Consider the following 15180-nt stretch of genomic DNA (forward strand, 5'->3'; position numbering starts at 1 on the left):
CACTATTTCCGATTTTATTTTTTCTATATTAACCACTACTTACTCAGAATCTATACATAAGATATTGATAACATTAATGTGCAGGCGTTTGGATAGAGCTAAAATATTAGCAATTTCAGTTCTATCAGGCATAATTAGACCACCTATCGGATAACGCTCTTCAACATAGAATTTTGTAGCCTTTGCAAGCAACAACACATCTGCATCTGAAATACAGATGCAATCAGAAACAAGTTCATAAAGTTCAACAAGATTGTGTGTTTTAGGGATTCTGGCATTTTCAAAAGCCATAAAAGCCTTTAGCATTTTCTCCAAAGCCTGTTGCAACTCTTGGCCAATTACATCAGTATAATGATTGGCATTCATCAAAATTTCGGCGGCAGAAAGATTATGAAAAGATTTTTCCAGCCATTGTTTTGCAGCAGTTTTATTTGGCATACAACACCACACCATGATCAATAAGGTTTGTCTTGAAGAAGTAATCTTCACGAGTCTCTAAAAACTGTTTTCCAGAAGAAAAGACATCAAATCCTATTTTATACTTCTTAATCAATGTCCTCAAAGCCATCAGGGCATCAGTATCAAATTCGCATCGCTGAGACTCATATCCTGCTTTAACGAGAAACAAATCGATATCGCTATCTTCATTGGCAGTTCCGCTTGCATAGGAGCCAAAGAGGATTATCTTTTCAGGATTAAGCGGTTTTAGACTCTCTACTATTTCCGATTTTATTTTTTCGATCTCAACCATAAATATCTGTTGCATTAGACGTTATAAAACTCGCGATACCACTGCACAAAGCGTCTTACGCCGTCTTGTATCGGCGTGTTTGGTCGGTAGCCGAGGTCTTCTGTAAGGTCTGTAACGTCTGCCCATGTAGCAGGCACGTCTCCGGGCTGGATGGGCATCATATTCTTCTGAGCCTGTTTTCCCGCGGCTTTCTCGATCGCCTCGATAAAGTCCATAAGCCTTACAGGCGAGCTGTTGCCTATGTTATACACTTTGAACGGGGCTATCGAGCTGCCCGGGTCGGGATTCATTCCAGACCAGTCTTCCCTGCCCTTGGCCGGATTATCAATAACGCGTTTAACGCCTTCTACAATATCATCTATATATGTAAAATCACGCTTCATATCGCCGTAGTTATACACATCTATCGGCCTGCCCTCAAGGATCGCCTTGGTGAATATAAACAGAGCCATATCCGGTCTTCCCCAAGGCCCGTAAACAGTGAAGAATCTCAGGCCGGTTGTCGGTATGCTGTATAGGTGGCTGTAGCAGTGCGCCATAAGCTCGTTGCTCTTTTTGCTGGCGGCATACAGGCTCACTGGATGGTCAATATTATCGGAGGTGCTGAAGGGCATTTTCTCATTCAGCCCGTAAACGCTGGAGCTGCTGGCATAGGCGAGATGCTCTATCTCGCTTTTTCTGCAAGCCTCAAGGATGTTGATAAAGCCCACAATATTCGCATCCACATACGCCCTTGGATTTTCGAGGCTGTAGCGAACGCCGGCCTGAGCGGCAAGATTGCACACTCGGTCGAACTTTTCCTGCTCGAAAAGCTTTTGCAGATTCTCGCCGTTTTCAAGCTTTAGCTTTATGAAGCGATAGTTTTCGTATTTCGAGCTCTGAATCAGCTTTCCGTATTCGATATCTTCCGGAGAGATGCCGGTTTCACGGAGCCGGCCGTACTTAACGTTGACGTCGTAGTAGTCGTTTACACTGTCTAAACCTACAACCTCATCTCCCCTTTCAAGGAGCACTCTTGCAAGGTGAAAACCGATGAATCCGACTGTTCCGGTAACTAAAATTTTCATTCTCAGCCTTTACTGAAATATTGTTTTTTAACCAATTCAATCACTAAATGCAGCTGGTGCTGTATTCAAAGCTGCAAGGAAACCCTGCATACGTTATTTTGCGTATTCTAATAATAAAAGTTTTCTGTGCAAGCAAATACGGCTTTTGAAGACTCTTTGATAAGCAATAAAAACAGGCTAAAATCCCGTTTTTCGGTTTTCCGCCATTATTTATTGCTTGACAGAACGAGGCTGAAAATGTATCTTCTGCGTTCTTATCCTTCGACGTAGAAGGATTTACAACTTATTATTTTTTAATTTAGGAGTAAACTTCGTGAATAAGGATTTGGCACGCCAGCTGATAGAAGCAGGCGTACACTTCGGTCACGGAGCATCCCGCTGGCATCCTAAGATGGCACCGTACATCTTCGCCAAACGCGGAATGATCCACATTATTAACGTGAAGGAAACACTCAAGGGGCTGCTGATAGCTAAAAAGCTCCTTACCATGGTGGTTTCTTCGGGCAAAGACGTGATTTTCGTAGGCACGAAGCGTCAGGCAAAAAAGGCCGTTACAGACGCAGCCAAACAGACCGGAATGCACTTTATCCCAAACCGCTGGCTTGGAGGTACGCTGACAAACTTCCGTACAATCCGTCAGAGGGTTCTGAGGATGGAACAGCTCGAAAAGATGGAGCAGGACGGGTCTATCGAGAGCGAAAGCAAGAAGATGGGCGCTATGCTCAAGCGTGAGCTTAACAAGATCAAATCGAATCTTGACGGTCTCCGCGGCCTCAACAAACTCCCGGGAGCGGTAGTTGTTGTTGACGTAATGAAAGAGAAGAACGCCCTGAGTGAAGCAAAGAAGCTCAAGATCCCTACCATCGGAATCATTGATACAAACTCAAATCCGGATATGGTGGATGTTGCGATACCGGGCAATGATGACTCAACAAAGGCTGTTGACATTATTCTTCACGAGCTCGCTTCTGCTGTTGCAGAAGGCAAAACGCTTGCACGCATTCAGGCTGCTTCAGAAGATGAAGGCAAAACCAAGACCAGAAGCAAGAGAAAGCCGAGAAAGCCTCAGGACAAACGTGCTCCCGCCCCGTCAGATAAAGGCGAAAAGAAGAAATCTGAGCCCAAAGACGGCGATAAGAAAGCTTCTGAAGCTCAGGAACAAAAACCTGAAAAAACAGCTGAGCAGAAGCCTGAGCAGGAAACAGAATCCAAGAAAGAAGATTCTGAACCCAAACAGGCTCAAGATTCAAAGCCTGAAGGTCAGGAAAAAAGCTCTGAAGAGAAAAAGGGCGAAAAACCTGAGCCTTCCGTCTAAGAGAGCAAGACTTCTGAGAATGCTACCTCTGCTGAGAATCAGTCTTAAAGGGCTGTAGAAAATTTTGTTAGAATGTAATTTAATCCTGCAGAATCCGGGAAAATGGCTTCCCGGAACTGCAGGTTTGTTTGGTATTAGATGCAGAATATTTCGGAGATAAATAAAGATGGCTGAAATAAACGCTTCCGATGTAATGAAACTCCGCAAAATGAGCGGGCAGGGAATGATGGACTGCAAGAAGGCCCTCGCCGAAACCAACGGCGACCTCGATGAGGCAATGACCCTCCTTCGCAAGAAGGGGCTTGCCACAATGGCAAAAAGAGCAGACCGCAGCGCTTCAGAGGGCAAAGTTACCGTTAAGAGCTCAGGGAAAGATACCGTACTGACCTCCCTTTGCTGCGAGACGGACTTTGTTGCAAAGAACGATGATTTCAAAGAGGTAGCTGAGAAGGTTGCAGATGCAGCACTTCAGGCAGCTCCGGGCAGCGAGCTTAGCGAACAGGAAATCGACGGCAAAAAGGTTTCCGAGCTGATTACCGAGCTTGTGAGCAAAACAGGCGAGAAAACCGAAATCGGCGACTGGGCAAAGCTGAGCTCTGAAGAGAATACAGTTGTGGGCTCATACGTTCATTTCAACAACAAAATGGGCGCTCTTGTGAAGATAGCCTGCGAGAGCCCTTCCGAAAAGCTTCAGAAGCTTGCTGATGAGGTGTGCATGCACATTACAGCTGTTAAGCCGATGGCTCTGGATGCGGAAAGCTTCGATCAGGAAGTTATCGAGAAGGAAAGAGAAATCGCCAAGGAGCAGATGAAAGATAAGCCTGCTCAGATTATTGATAAGATTGTTGAAGGCAAGATCAACAAGATGATTTCCGAGAACTGCCTTGTAAATCAGAAATTCGTTAAGAATGAAGAAATGACTGTCGAAGAGGCAGTTAAAGGTGCAGGCGGGTCTAAGATTCTTGCTTTTGAAAGAGTAGCAATAGGCTAAAGCATAAATAATGACACCCTCAGGCGTTCGGCGGAGATTCTGCCGAACGTCTTTTAACTCAGGGAGCTTGAAATTGACTGAAAATATAATCAGTGAATACATTTTTGAACACAGAAAAGCTCTCGACAACTTTGAGAAAAACAGCAGCGACTCACTCACTCGGGCAGCAGAGATAATAGCGAAAACCTTCAAAAAGGGAGGCAGGATATATCTCTGCGGCAACGGCGGGTCTGCGGCGGACTGCTCGCATATTGCAAGCGAGCTAGTAGGCCGGTTTAAGAAAGAACGCAAGGCAATGCCCGCTATGACATTCACAGCCGATCCGGCAGTTTTCACGAGCCTTGGAAACGATTTCAACTATTCCAGCATATTCCTAAGGCAGGTTGAGGCTTATGTAAGAAAGGGGGATATCCTTTGGGCTATCTCCACAAGCGGAAGCTCTGAGAACGTGCTCAAGGCTATCCTGAAAGCCAAGCAAATCGGGGCTGAGATAATCTCACTCACTGGCAGGCCTAATTCCATTATCGAATCCCATTCCAACTGCTGCATCTGCGCTAACACCGAAATCACAAGCACCGCTCAGGAAATACACGTTTTAGCATACCATATTATCTGCGGGATGGTAGAAGAGCTGATTTAACCAGCACAAAAGAAACTTGATTCTGCAGCACTTTATTCCATTCAGATTTTTGCTGGAACAAACACTTCTTGGATTTGTCAAACAATTAAGACAAATTATTATATATTAAAATATATTTCAAGGAGTTTAAGATGAAATCATTAAATTTGTTTATCCTTACAGCAGTTGCCGCAGCGGTTTTCGCAGGTTCACAAACAGCACTGACAATCTATAATGACAATCTCGGCGTGGTTAAGGAAGTGCGGGATATTGAATTTGAAAAGGGAACGAGCAGGGTTGAATTTACAGATGTAGCTGAAACCATCGATCCTACCAGCGTTAGCTTCAGGCCGATGGAGGACGCTGAGATATCGCTTCTGGAGCAGAACTACGAATACGATCTTGTAGATCCCTACAAACTGCTCGAAAAATACATTGGCAAGAAAATCACATTATTCGTACAGAGAGATGAGAACGTTGCCCCGCTTCGGGACGAATATGAGCTTCTCGCATTCAAAGGCAATGATTTTGTGGTTCGCAGCAGGACCGGCATTCATATATTAAACAGGGATTTGATAAAGGGCGTTAGATTCGGAGAAGAACATGGAGATATGCTCACAAAACCCACGCTCGTATGGCTTGCTGATTCGGACAAAGACCAGACACTGCCCTGTCAGGTTGCGTATATGGTTTCAAGAATAAGCTGGAAGGCAAACTACTCAATGATCCTAAGCGATTCCGAAAAGCAGATGGAATTCTCCGGATGGGTTACGATAGATAATAAATCCGGCAAGGATTTCAAGAACGCTAAGATAAAGCTGATAGCGGGCGATGTGAAACAGGAACAGCCCCAGACAAACCGCAGGATGGAACAGCTTTACGCAGCAGCATCAAAAGACAGCGGCAGCGGATTCAAGGAAAAGGCCTTTCAGGATTTCCACCTCTATACTCTCGGGCGGAAAAGCACAGTAAACAACAAGCAGGTTAAGCAGATCAGGTTCATTGAAAACGTTAAGAACGTTGATATAGATAAGACTTATAAACTCAGTTCACAGATAATGAATACGAGCAAGCACGAGAACAACCCGTCTATAAATTTTGAATTTGTCAACAGCGAAGAAAACGCCATGGGAATGCCTCTTCCTGAAGGGCTTATCCGTGCGTTCAAAGAAGATAAAGAAGACGGAAGCCTTGAATTTGTAGGCGAATCAGGAATCAAACATACACCCAAAGATGAGAAGGTGAAGGTTCAGACGGGCAAGGCTTTTGATATTGTGGGCGAATTCAAAACCGTCAAAGCAGACGTGAGAAATGCCCGGGTCAAAGAATTCCTCAAGGAAGCTGTAATCAGAAACCACAAGGATGAAGACTGCATTGTAGAAGTGGATTTCAAATACCCAGCCGGCTATTCAAACTGCCGTGTATATGACAACAACCTTGATTACGAGAAGCCTGAAGCTGGGATAATACGCTTTGAAGTTCCCGTGAAATCCAATGATGAGACAAAGATAACCTTTGAGGCTCAAATCAGCCGATAACAAACATAAACCATAAACCGCAATATTAACCCTGCCCCGATTCTCTCACTTCCGGGCAGGGTTAATCATTCGGGCGGCTACTTGCCTGAAGCTGTTTCAATTCGATCATAACAAGAAGAACAAAGATAATAAAGCAATCAAAATCTTCCTGTTTTCAAGCCCTTAATTTCGCTGTTAAAAAATTTATTACTCGTAATATCACATTAAGAACCCTGCTAAACATAAAAAGAACGCTGGTATTAAACAGCGTTCTCAATTGAAAAGGAATCTCTTATATCAGAGAATTATTGTTTTTTGAAAAGGAAGATTCCCCATGCAAGGTGGCCGCTGTTTCCGCCTTCAACCCAGTGGCGAAGTCCTTTTTTCATATTAGCAGCATATTCATCGCTAACAATACCTTTGAGTTCATCTTCTCTTTTTTCGAATTCCTTGAGGACATTGCCGTAATGAGTAGGGAGCTGAGATGTATGGTCTTCGAACTCTACAAACTCGAATCCTGCCTTTTCGCCAGCTTCTTTATAGAAAGCAGGACTGCCGAGTGAGCTGAGGTGGATTCTGTCGTAGATAGGCTGAAGAACGTCTGGCGGGCAGTTGTCATCCTGCATAGGATCGGTAAATACAAATTCGCCGCCCTTCTTGAGGACTCTGCAAGCTTCTTTCAAAACCTTCTCACGGTCGCTGCTGTGCAGGATAGCATCCTGAGACCATATTATATCAAATTCGCTGTCTTTGAAGGGCAGGTCTTCGAATGCACCGTCAACAACATCAATCAGATGGTCGAGCCCCTGTTCCTTATTCATCTGCCTGTCTCTTTCGTTCTCAACTTCAGAGAGATTCAGACAGGTAACCTGACATCCATACTCAGCTGCGAGGTAGCGTGCTGCACCTCCGTAGCCGGCTCCAATATCAAGAATCTTCACATCAGAACCGAGCTTTGAAAGTTTGGCTGCCATCGCCTTAACTGTTTCTCTGCTTGCCTCACGGATGGAGTTTTTCCCGTCATAAAGGCCGATGTGAATATCCTCACCGCCCCATACGTGAAAATAAAAATTGTCCGCATCTTCGCTGTTGTAATAATCCCTTGCAACCTGTACCGGTTTGGAATAAGCTGTACTCATTTTATTTCTCCTTTAACTCTGGATTATATTTCTTCTCAGCAACATGGACATAGAAATCCGGCTCAGACTCTTCAAAGCTTGTCTGGAAATCTCCGTAAGTTGTAATTGTCTGGAAACCTACTTCACCAAGCAGATTTCTCATATAGTTCTTTCTTATAGGGAACATATTCAGATGGAAGCTGTCTTTGCCTGCGAACTTATACTCAAATCGTGTAAGCCCTTCGTCCACGTGCACCGGCTGAACGCTTACCTTATCGCCGCAGTAGTAGAATTTGTGCTTGCTTGAATAGCCGTCATCAAGGATAGAATCGTAGTTTCTCTGGTCGATGATGAGAACGCCGTCGTGCTTGAGAGCAGCGTAATACTCGGCAAGTGCTTTGCGGCGGTCGTGCTCGTTGAAAAGATGCGTAAACGAATTGCCGAGGCATATTACTGCATCGTACTCGCCGTGCACATCTCTATTGAGCCATCTCCAGTCTGCGCATACCGTACGCATTATATGACCCCTTGCCTTTGCATTATCAAATGCCTTTGCGAGCATAGAGGGTGCGCCGTCTGCACTGGTAACGCTGAATCCTGATTCAATAAGCCTTACGCTGTGAAAGCCTGTTCCAGCAGCAACGTCCAGAATATACTTTGCGTTGTATTCACGAAGCTTATCGATAAAGAAATTGCCTTCGCCTTGCGCTCTGCTGTCCCAATCTATGATGTCATCCCATTTTTCAGCAAGCGAATCAACATACTCACTGGTAAAGTGATCGCTGTCTCTTACTGCTGTCGGTTTTGTTCCAAATGTTTGTTCTTCTTTAAATGTCATTTTAAGTTCTCCGTAAACTCACATCTCTGTTTTCAGAAGGATATCAGGCGCACCTCCGGCGCACCTGCCCTTCGGAGATTTATTAATAAAAACGAAAGTTAAAACCGGAGGGCACAAGCCCTCCGGTACAGTATTTCATTTAGTAGCGATAATGTTCCGGCTTGTAAGGTCCTTCAACCGGCAGGCCGATATATTCTGCCTGATGTTTTGTCATCTTTGTAAGGTGAGCATCAAGCTTTCCGAGGTGCAGCCTAGCTACTTCTTCATCAAGCTCTTTGTCGAGGTGATAAACATCTACCTTCTTATCCTTCTGCCAATTGTCTATAGCAGCGAGAGTCTGATTAGAGAAGCTGTTAGACATAACAAAGCTCGGATGGCCAGTAGCACAGCCCAGATTCACAAGCCTTCCTTCAGCAAGAAGGTATATTGAACGACCGTCTTCAAATGTGTACTGATGCGTACCGGGCTTTATTTCTGTCTTTGTAACGCCCGGCCAATTATTAAGTTCATCAACCTGAATCTCATTGTCAAAGTGGCCGATGTTGCATACGATAGCCTGATCTTTCATCTTGCTCATATGCTCCGCTGTGATTACATCGCAGTTACCTGAAGCTGTAACGTAAATGTCTGCCTCAGGTAGAGCTTCTTCAACGGTACGAACAGTATAGCCTGACATGCAAGCCTGAAGAGCGCAGATTGGGTCTATCTCACTGACAAGAACTTTCGCCCTGTGAGCTGAAAGCGCCTGAGCAGAACCTTTGCCCACATCGCCAAAGCCGCATACCATTGCGGTTTTGCCGGCAACCATAACATCCGTAGCACGCTTGATAGCGTCCACACAGGATTCGCGGCAGCCGTAGATATTATCAAACTTAGACTTTGTTACAGAATCGTTCACGTTGATTGCAGGGAAGAGCAGCTCACCTTTGTCTCTCATCTGATAGAGACGGTGAACGCCTGTTGTGGTTTCTTCTGCAACTCCGCGGCAGTTCTTAGCGAGCTTATGCCAGAATTTTTTATCTTCCTTCTGGATTTCCTTGAGAAGCTCGTTCTGAATCTTAACTTCTTTATTATCTGTAGGCTCATCGAGCATTGAAGGATTATCTTCGCCGTAATAGCCGCGATGAATCATAAGAGTAGCGTCGCCGCCGTCGTCAACGATGATATCCGGCCCGCTGCCGTCCGGCCAAGTAAGAGCTCTCTTTGTGTACTGCCAGTACTCTTCGAGAGTTTCGCCCTTATAGGCAAATACCGGGACTCCGCGAGCAACAATAGCTGATGCTGCGTGGTCCTGAGTTGAGAAAATATTGCACGATGCCCAGCGAACATCCGCACCCAGTTCAATAAGGGTTTCGATAAGCACAGCGGTCTGGATAGTCATATGCAGACTTCCCATAACCTTTGCGCCTTTTAGAGGCTGGTCAGGCCCGTACTTCTCACGCATAGCGATAAGACCGGGCATTTCCTTTTCTGCAATTTCAATTTCTCTGCGCCCGAACTCTGCAAGTCCGATGTCCGCAATTGCGTAATCACTGATTTTTTTGTTAATAGACTTTGTTTGAGTCATATATAATTCTCCATTTATTGAAAAAACATTTATTCTGCTAAAACTCGGTTCTTAAACTGTTCAAGCACATTCTGCCAACGCTCAGAAGGCAAATCTGCACCCAGATGCTGAACTACTTCCGCACCAATAAGAGAACCAAGCTCTCCGCATTCCTTAAGAGGCAGTCCGTTGAGGTATCCGTAAAGGAAACCCGCTGCCCAGTAGTCGCCGGCTCCGGTAGTGTCCACAACTACTTCAGCTTCGCCTGCTCCTACAACAGCCTTGCCTGTTTCATCAAGGAGCATAGCTCCTTTCGCACCAAGCTTAACCACTGCCACATCGCAAAGCTTGCCGAGGTCTTCAAGGGCTGATTCGAGATCGGGGTCTCCTGTGAAAGCCTCTGCCTCATCTTCATTAGCAAAGACAATATCCACATAATCACGAAGTATATCGCTGAGCTCCCCGCCGGCAGCCTTTACCACCTCGAAAGACCCGAGGTCCAGACTTACCGAACAGCCTACCTGCTTTGCTGCCTTTAATGCTGAAACTGCCATATCCTTGTTGAAAAGCAGATAACCCTCAAAATGGGCGTGGTCGTATCCTTTGAAATCTTCAACGTCTATATCAGCCACGGCCATATTAGCCGCTGCTCCAAGACACGTGCGCATTGTTCTCTGTCCATCCTCAGTAACGAGGCTGAGGCATTTGGCTGTAGCAGATTCATCGCAGTATTTAAACTTCGAAAGATCGCCCTTAAGCTTCTGGAACTGGTCTAGATATTTCTTGGCAGTGTCATCTCTGCCAATCTTTCCAAGAAAAGCAGCAGCAACTTCAAGCTTTGCAAGAGCAAAAATTGTATTAGCGGCAGAGCCGCCGGCGGCTATGGCCGGCTCTGTTTGGAGGTTCTGCACGATTGTTTGAATCTGCATATCCTCTACGAGCTCCATACCGCCCTTCGAGCCTGCATGCTTTGATACAAACTCATCATCCACTTTCGCAAGCAGATCCATTACAGGCGAGCCTACGCCAATAATTTTTTTCTCTTCTAAACGAGCCATATTAAAGCGCCTTTTTAAGCTGTTCAACTTTATCAGTCTTTTCCCAAGGGAACATATCACGGCCGAAGTGTCCGTATTTTGCTGAATCTACATATGTCCATCCAGACGGATTGAGAAGATTCAAATCTTCAAGTATTGCAGCCGGACGGAAATCAAAAATCTGACCGGACTCAAGGATCTTCTGAATCTTAACGTTATCAACCTTGCCGGTTTCGTATGTTTCCACGTTGATGCTCAAAGGCCTTGCCATACCGATAGCATAAGATACCTGAATCTCGCATTTCTCAGCAAGACCGGCAGCAACAATATTCTTCGCTGCATAACGTGAATAGTAAGCAGCAGAGCGGTCAACCTTAGACGGGTCTTTACCTGAGAAAGCACCGCCGCCATGGCTTCCTACGCCGCCGTAGGTATCAACGATAATCTTACGTCCTGTAAGGCCGGCATCTGCATAAGGCCCGCCGAGAACGAATTTGCCTGTAGGGTTTATGTAGTATTCTGTATCTTCACGCAGAAGACCGGTAGGCTCAAGAACATCCTTGGCGACTTTTACAAGGTCCTCGCGGATTTTATCCAGCGGAACATCATCAGTCTGATGGCTGATAAGCACTGTTGTAATATACTGAGGCTTTCCTCCAACATACTTCACAGAAACCTGAGATTTTGAATCAGGCCTGAGATAGTCGATCTTTCCGTCTTTGCGTATTTTATCAAGCTCCATCAGCAAACGATGGCTCAGTGCAATCGGGGTTGGAATAAGCTCTGCTGTTTCATTGCAGGCATATCCAAACATCATACCCTGATCGCCTGCTCCCTGTTCGTCAAAGAGGCCTTGGCCTTCAGTAACTCCCTGAGAGATATCCGGGCTCTGTCCGTGTATGCGTGAGATGTATTCAAACGAATCGTGCCAGAATTTGAGCTCGCTCCTGTCGTAGCCTATTTCCTTAACAACATCCCTGGCTACCTTTTCGGTATTGATTGAATCAATTCCGCTGCAGGTGATTTCGCCGGCATTAACAACAAGATTGTGCCCTACAAGAGTTTCGCAGGCCACACGGCTTTTCGGGTCTTTCGCAAGACAGGCATCCAGTACAGCATCAGAAATCTGATCGCAAACTTTGTCCGGATGTCCGGGACTAACTGATTCTGAAGTAAACACGTGTTCGTCAAGAATCTTACTCATAGTTTCTCCTAAAATAATATCATTTTTTTCTTTAACTAAAGCCGGGCAAAACCGCGCTCACTTTATGCGCATATTTCAACCGGCGCATTTCTGCCGTTCTTCGTTCTTCCGCTTATCGGGCGTGAACACGCCCATGGCACGGGGAAACGTCCGCAGCAACAAGCTGCCTATACGTCCCACTTTCAGTCTTATAGACCTAATCAAGATCAACCGCTTTATGCGGGGCCAATCGTTCTCGGGAAAATTTTCCCGGTCGCAACGCTGCCATTGAACGGCAACGTGAAATTATATATTTGCAGATTACACTAATCCAGCGAGAAACTGCGAATCAGCGATCCAATACAATCTGCTTTTTCTCTCAACTCCCCTATACCCTTAGGGGAAAACTGCGGAAATGTCAAGTAAGGTTTATAAAAAAATTTTTATTTTTTTTGAACAGCAGAAAGAATAATTTTAAAAAAATGCTGAAAAATCAGCTTACCAGCCCAATAGGCGGTCTAATCAACAATAGTGGAGAGGTCTTGTTAAGTCAGGAAAAAATTTCATTTTTTTTCAAAATAATAATGTTTAACGTAAAATTTCAGCTTTCATTTTTTCTTTTTAAGTTCAAGAAAAAAGCCTGAACGCTTCAAACGTTCAGGCCTAAAAATCGGATTCAATGTGATTTAGCTAATCATCATTTGGACGGCTAATCTACTTTCCATTCAAGTATTCCGCCGGAAAATTCCGGCTTCAGCTGGACAACCAGCCGCAGAGATTCAGTTTTAACTTCCTCAAAGGAAACGGTATTCCACTTATCCAGCTCTGTGCCGAATTTTTGTCTGGTTTTCACAGGCTTCCATTTGCCGCAATCTTTGTATAGCAGTTTCCAAGACTGCGGCACGCGGCATCGCCCCCTGCCTGTATCGTCAAACCAATATACGCTTGTCTTCGAAACAGCTTTGGGCTTATCGAAATCGTACTGAACCCATTCCTTCGTGCCTCTATGGTCCCACCAAGTAAATCGGTGGACTGACTGGTCGCCTGAGCTTTCAGGGTGCACCTGATCGTACATTGCCTCCAAGGTGTCATTTTCAAACGATGCGCTTGCCGAGTAAGGCAGAAGCTCCGGAATTTTAGGAGGCTGCCATTGGGCTGCATTTTCGCCGTGCCCCGCTGTGGGGAAAGCTGAGATGCGAAGACGGGCTGCACCCATCGGTATGAGCTTTATATCTTCAACGGGCTGGTCGGTTTTTACCGGGCTGTCCTGCAGCTCCTGACACAATTCGAATCTGTCCAGCTGCCACTGCGGGATTTTTCTTCCCTTGGCCTTCAGCATAATCGGAGCGCCTTCGTGCGTCCAAGGCATCTGATCCGAAGGCCATACCCTCTCAACCAGCTCGAAAGACTCCTCAGGACTGTCTGCAAGCTCAAGGGCGTAGTTCCAGTCTGAGGCGGGGTGGATTTCGTAAGCAGGCCATTTATCTGTGCCGCCGGAGCGGAATTTATTCTCTTTGATTTTCAATGAGAATGTTATTGGGCCGCGATTAACCGAAACGCTGTCGTGGTTCTCAGTCCATTTCTTAACGGTTATCTTCATCGGCATATTGATTTGGAATGTGTCGCCCTTTTGCCATTTTCTGCTGATTTTTACAAATCCGCCGTCATCTTGGTTAGAGAAGGCATATTCCTCGCTGTTTACCATAACCTCCGGACTGCTGCACCAGCCGGGGATCCTGAGATAAACGGGGAATTCTGTTGGCTTGCCCGAAGCAATCTCGAAATACACCTTTCCGTCGAATGGGTACTTCGTTGTCTGCTTAATTACAAACTCCTCGCCTGCTTTTCCAACCTTCGCAGTTACTTTGCTGTCAGTATAGAAAACTGCTGAAATGCCGTTATCTGCAGAGGCATACCAAAGGTGCTGGGCGAAATAGGGCCAGCCGTGGCCGAAATTGTGCTGGCAGCAGCGGTGTCTGTGCGGGTTCATATGGAGCATAGGGCCGCCGTTCTGTATGCCCGGATTATGCTCCTGATCATCGCTTTTAACGTGATTTACCGCCGTGAGATAGCGTATTCCGTCCATCTCAGCGGTGAGAGCAGCGGGCAGAGAATTAAACGCCACATCCTCGCAGCGGTCTGCCCATACAGTATCGCCTGTGATTGCCATAAGCGTTTCATCCGAGAGCATCTCTTCCACCATCCCGCAAGTTTCAACGCACTGCCTCGGGTCGTCGTGTCCTTTGCGGCAGTTCTCATCAGAAGCAAACATACCGCCCGGCATCTGTCCGTAGATATCACGAACCTTCTGCCAGTTGCTGTATGCGCTCATAAGGTCGGAATTCTCGTGAGACTGAAGCCAGTATGTAGCTCCTTCGCCGAAGGCCTGAGCTATATTTACGTTGTGCCAATTTACAACGTCTTCATCCCAGCGGGCGGTTCGTCTGTGGTTCTTCTCTGCAAGGTCAAGCAGCCACTTCTCGCCGGTGCGGTTGTAGAGCCAGTAGATGCTGTAGAGGATGTCTCCGCCTCGCATTTTAGGCCAGTAGCCAAGGAGGTATTTATCCTCAGGGACTTTCGCAAGGTATTTGAAGTAGTTTGTCATCAGCTCAATCACGCGCTCATCGCCAGAAACATCGTAGTAGTCCTGCAGGCAGAAGAGCATAATAGCATTAGGCCAGAGGTCGTCTCTGCCGCTGAGCTTTGTAGCAACGCCGGAACGCTTCTTATCCGGGCCGAACCAGCCGTCTTCCTTCTGGCTGTTCAGTGCACCTTCAATCCAGACCATCGCTTCATCTATCATCTGCTCATCATCGAGAACATAAGCAAGGTTTAGATAGCCCTTCAGCCAGTAAGGCACTTCTTCCCAGCCGCGTTTGCCCTTTCCTTCGGGGCTGAGCCAAGAATTTTCCTCTTTTTTGAGGAATCTGCTTATATCCATCAGATGGCCGTGAAACCCTTCAGCCTGAAGCTCGAGCTTTCTTTTGAGCCAGCCTTCCGGCTCGATTGAACCGATTGGCAGCTTGATAAGGGGAGTTTCTTTCAGCGGATCCCTGTTTGATACGTAATTTGAGTTGTTCACTGAATCATCAGGCTTTTCCACCAATTCTACCTCGCCTGCTTTCAGGCTTGCTGAAATTACCATAAACATTGCCGAAGATAACAATAATCTCCGTAAGATCGGATTCATCATAAAAA

At 45.9% G+C, this 15180-nt stretch carries 13 protein-coding genes; 4 read left to right on the forward strand and 9 right to left on the reverse strand.

Annotated features, from left to right (window positions below; translation table 11 throughout):
* Positions 1-39: 39 nt before the first annotated feature.
* The 3 genes from L21SP3_RS04885 to L21SP3_RS04895 are packed head-to-tail and all read right to left on the reverse strand — an operon-like array spanning position 40 to position 1818.
* Complete coding sequence (locus L21SP3_RS04885) at positions 40-438, reverse strand: HEPN domain-containing protein (protein WP_161488103.1); 399 nt, start codon at positions 436-438, stop codon at positions 40-42.
* The gene (locus L21SP3_RS04890; RefSeq protein WP_161488104.1) at positions 428-751 is read right to left on the reverse strand and encodes a nucleotidyltransferase domain-containing protein; all 324 of its coding nucleotides are present in this window, start codon (positions 749-751) and stop codon (positions 428-430) included. Before L21SP3_RS04890 ends, L21SP3_RS04885 begins: the two co-directional genes overlap by 11 nt.
* Before the next feature lie 14 nt (positions 752-765).
* Positions 766-1818, reverse strand: a complete 1053-nt coding sequence (locus tag L21SP3_RS04895; RefSeq protein WP_077539688.1) for an NAD-dependent epimerase — start codon at positions 1816-1818, stop codon at positions 766-768.
* Positions 1819-2131: 313 nt separating this feature from the next.
* On the opposite strand from L21SP3_RS04895, the gene rpsB reads away from it, so the two are divergent.
* From rpsB to L21SP3_RS04915, 4 genes are all read left to right on the forward strand, one after another.
* Complete coding sequence (gene rpsB / locus L21SP3_RS04900; protein ID WP_227806816.1) at positions 2132-3133, forward strand: 30S ribosomal protein S2; 1002 nt, start codon at positions 2132-2134, stop codon at positions 3131-3133.
* 166 nt (positions 3134-3299) lie between these two features.
* Positions 3300-4124 carry a translation elongation factor Ts gene (gene tsf, locus L21SP3_RS04905; RefSeq protein WP_077539690.1) on the forward strand — a complete coding sequence of 275 codons (825 nt, stop codon included), beginning with the start codon at positions 3300-3302 and terminating at the stop codon, positions 4122-4124.
* A 73-nt stretch (positions 4125-4197) separates the two neighbouring features.
* Positions 4198-4764 (forward strand): D-sedoheptulose-7-phosphate isomerase, encoded by a 567-nt coding sequence (locus tag L21SP3_RS04910; protein ID WP_161488105.1) that lies wholly within the window; start codon positions 4198-4200, stop codon positions 4762-4764.
* Between the two features lie 131 nt (positions 4765-4895).
* Positions 4896-6281 carry a DUF4139 domain-containing protein gene (locus tag L21SP3_RS04915; RefSeq protein WP_077539694.1) on the forward strand — a complete coding sequence of 462 codons (1386 nt, stop codon included), beginning with the start codon at positions 4896-4898 and terminating at the stop codon, positions 6279-6281.
* A gap of 284 nt (positions 6282-6565) precedes the next feature.
* Here the strand turns inward: L21SP3_RS04915 and L21SP3_RS04920 are convergent, their stop codons facing one another.
* The 6 genes from L21SP3_RS04920 to L21SP3_RS04950 form a co-directional block, all read right to left on the reverse strand.
* Entirely contained in the window at positions 6566-7399 is an 834-nt protein-coding gene (locus L21SP3_RS04920; RefSeq protein ID WP_077539695.1) for an SAM-dependent methyltransferase, read from the reverse strand.
* Between the two features lies 1 nt (position 7400).
* Positions 7401-8216, reverse strand: a complete 816-nt coding sequence (locus tag L21SP3_RS04925) for a glycine/sarcosine N-methyltransferase (protein ID WP_077539697.1) — start codon at positions 8214-8216, stop codon at positions 7401-7403.
* Between the two features lie 139 nt (positions 8217-8355).
* The gene (gene ahcY / locus L21SP3_RS04930; RefSeq protein WP_077539699.1) at positions 8356-9783 is read right to left on the reverse strand and encodes an adenosylhomocysteinase; all 1428 of its coding nucleotides are present in this window, start codon (positions 9781-9783) and stop codon (positions 8356-8358) included.
* Positions 9784-9812: 29 nt separating this feature from the next.
* The gene (locus L21SP3_RS04935) at positions 9813-10820 is read right to left on the reverse strand and encodes an adenosine kinase (protein WP_077539701.1); all 1008 of its coding nucleotides are present in this window, start codon (positions 10818-10820) and stop codon (positions 9813-9815) included.
* A gap of 1 nt (position 10821) precedes the next feature.
* Complete coding sequence (gene metK, locus L21SP3_RS04940; protein ID WP_077539703.1) at positions 10822-12003, reverse strand: methionine adenosyltransferase; 1182 nt, start codon at positions 12001-12003, stop codon at positions 10822-10824.
* A gap of 688 nt (positions 12004-12691) precedes the next feature.
* A complete protein-coding gene (locus tag L21SP3_RS04950; protein WP_227806817.1) occupies positions 12692-15127 on the reverse strand; it encodes a beta-L-arabinofuranosidase domain-containing protein in 2436 nt (811 codons plus the stop codon).
* Between the last annotated feature and the right edge of the window lie 53 nt (positions 15128-15180).

The organism is Sedimentisphaera cyanobacteriorum, assembly GCF_001997385.1.
GTDB classification, from domain to species: domain Bacteria; phylum Planctomycetota; class Phycisphaerae; order Sedimentisphaerales; family Sedimentisphaeraceae; genus Sedimentisphaera; species Sedimentisphaera cyanobacteriorum.

Excerpts from the sequence above, each read along its gene's own strand:
- L21SP3_RS04935 (WP_077539701.1), bottom strand. The coding sequence starts at position 10,820 with ATGGCTCGTTTAGAAGAGAAAAAAATTATTGGCGTAGGCTCGCCTGTA.
- L21SP3_RS04890 (WP_161488104.1), bottom strand. The coding sequence starts at position 751 with ATGGTTGAGATCGAAAAAATAAAATCGGAAATAGTAGAGAGTCTAAAA.
- L21SP3_RS04915 (WP_077539694.1), top strand. The coding sequence starts at position 4,896 with ATGAAATCATTAAATTTGTTTATCCTTACAGCAGTTGCCGCAGCGGTT.
- L21SP3_RS04895 (WP_077539688.1), bottom strand. The coding sequence starts at position 1,818 with ATGAAAATTTTAGTTACCGGAACAGTCGGATTCATCGGTTTTCACCTT.
- metK (WP_077539703.1), bottom strand. The coding sequence starts at position 12,003 with ATGAGTAAGATTCTTGACGAACACGTGTTTACTTCAGAATCAGTTAGT.
- ahcY (WP_077539699.1), bottom strand. The coding sequence starts at position 9,783 with ATGACTCAAACAAAGTCTATTAACAAAAAAATCAGTGATTACGCAATT.
- L21SP3_RS04920 (WP_077539695.1), bottom strand. The coding sequence starts at position 7,399 with ATGAGTACAGCTTATTCCAAACCGGTACAGGTTGCAAGGGATTATTAC.
- L21SP3_RS04925 (WP_077539697.1), bottom strand. The coding sequence starts at position 8,216 with ATGACATTTAAAGAAGAACAAACATTTGGAACAAAACCGACAGCAGTA.
- L21SP3_RS04950 (WP_227806817.1), bottom strand. The coding sequence starts at position 15,127 with ATGGTAATTTCAGCAAGCCTGAAAGCAGGCGAGGTAGAATTGGTGGAA.
- tsf (WP_077539690.1), top strand. The coding sequence starts at position 3,300 with ATGGCTGAAATAAACGCTTCCGATGTAATGAAACTCCGCAAAATGAGC.
- L21SP3_RS04885 (WP_161488103.1), bottom strand. The coding sequence starts at position 438 with ATGCCAAATAAAACTGCTGCAAAACAATGGCTGGAAAAATCTTTTCAT.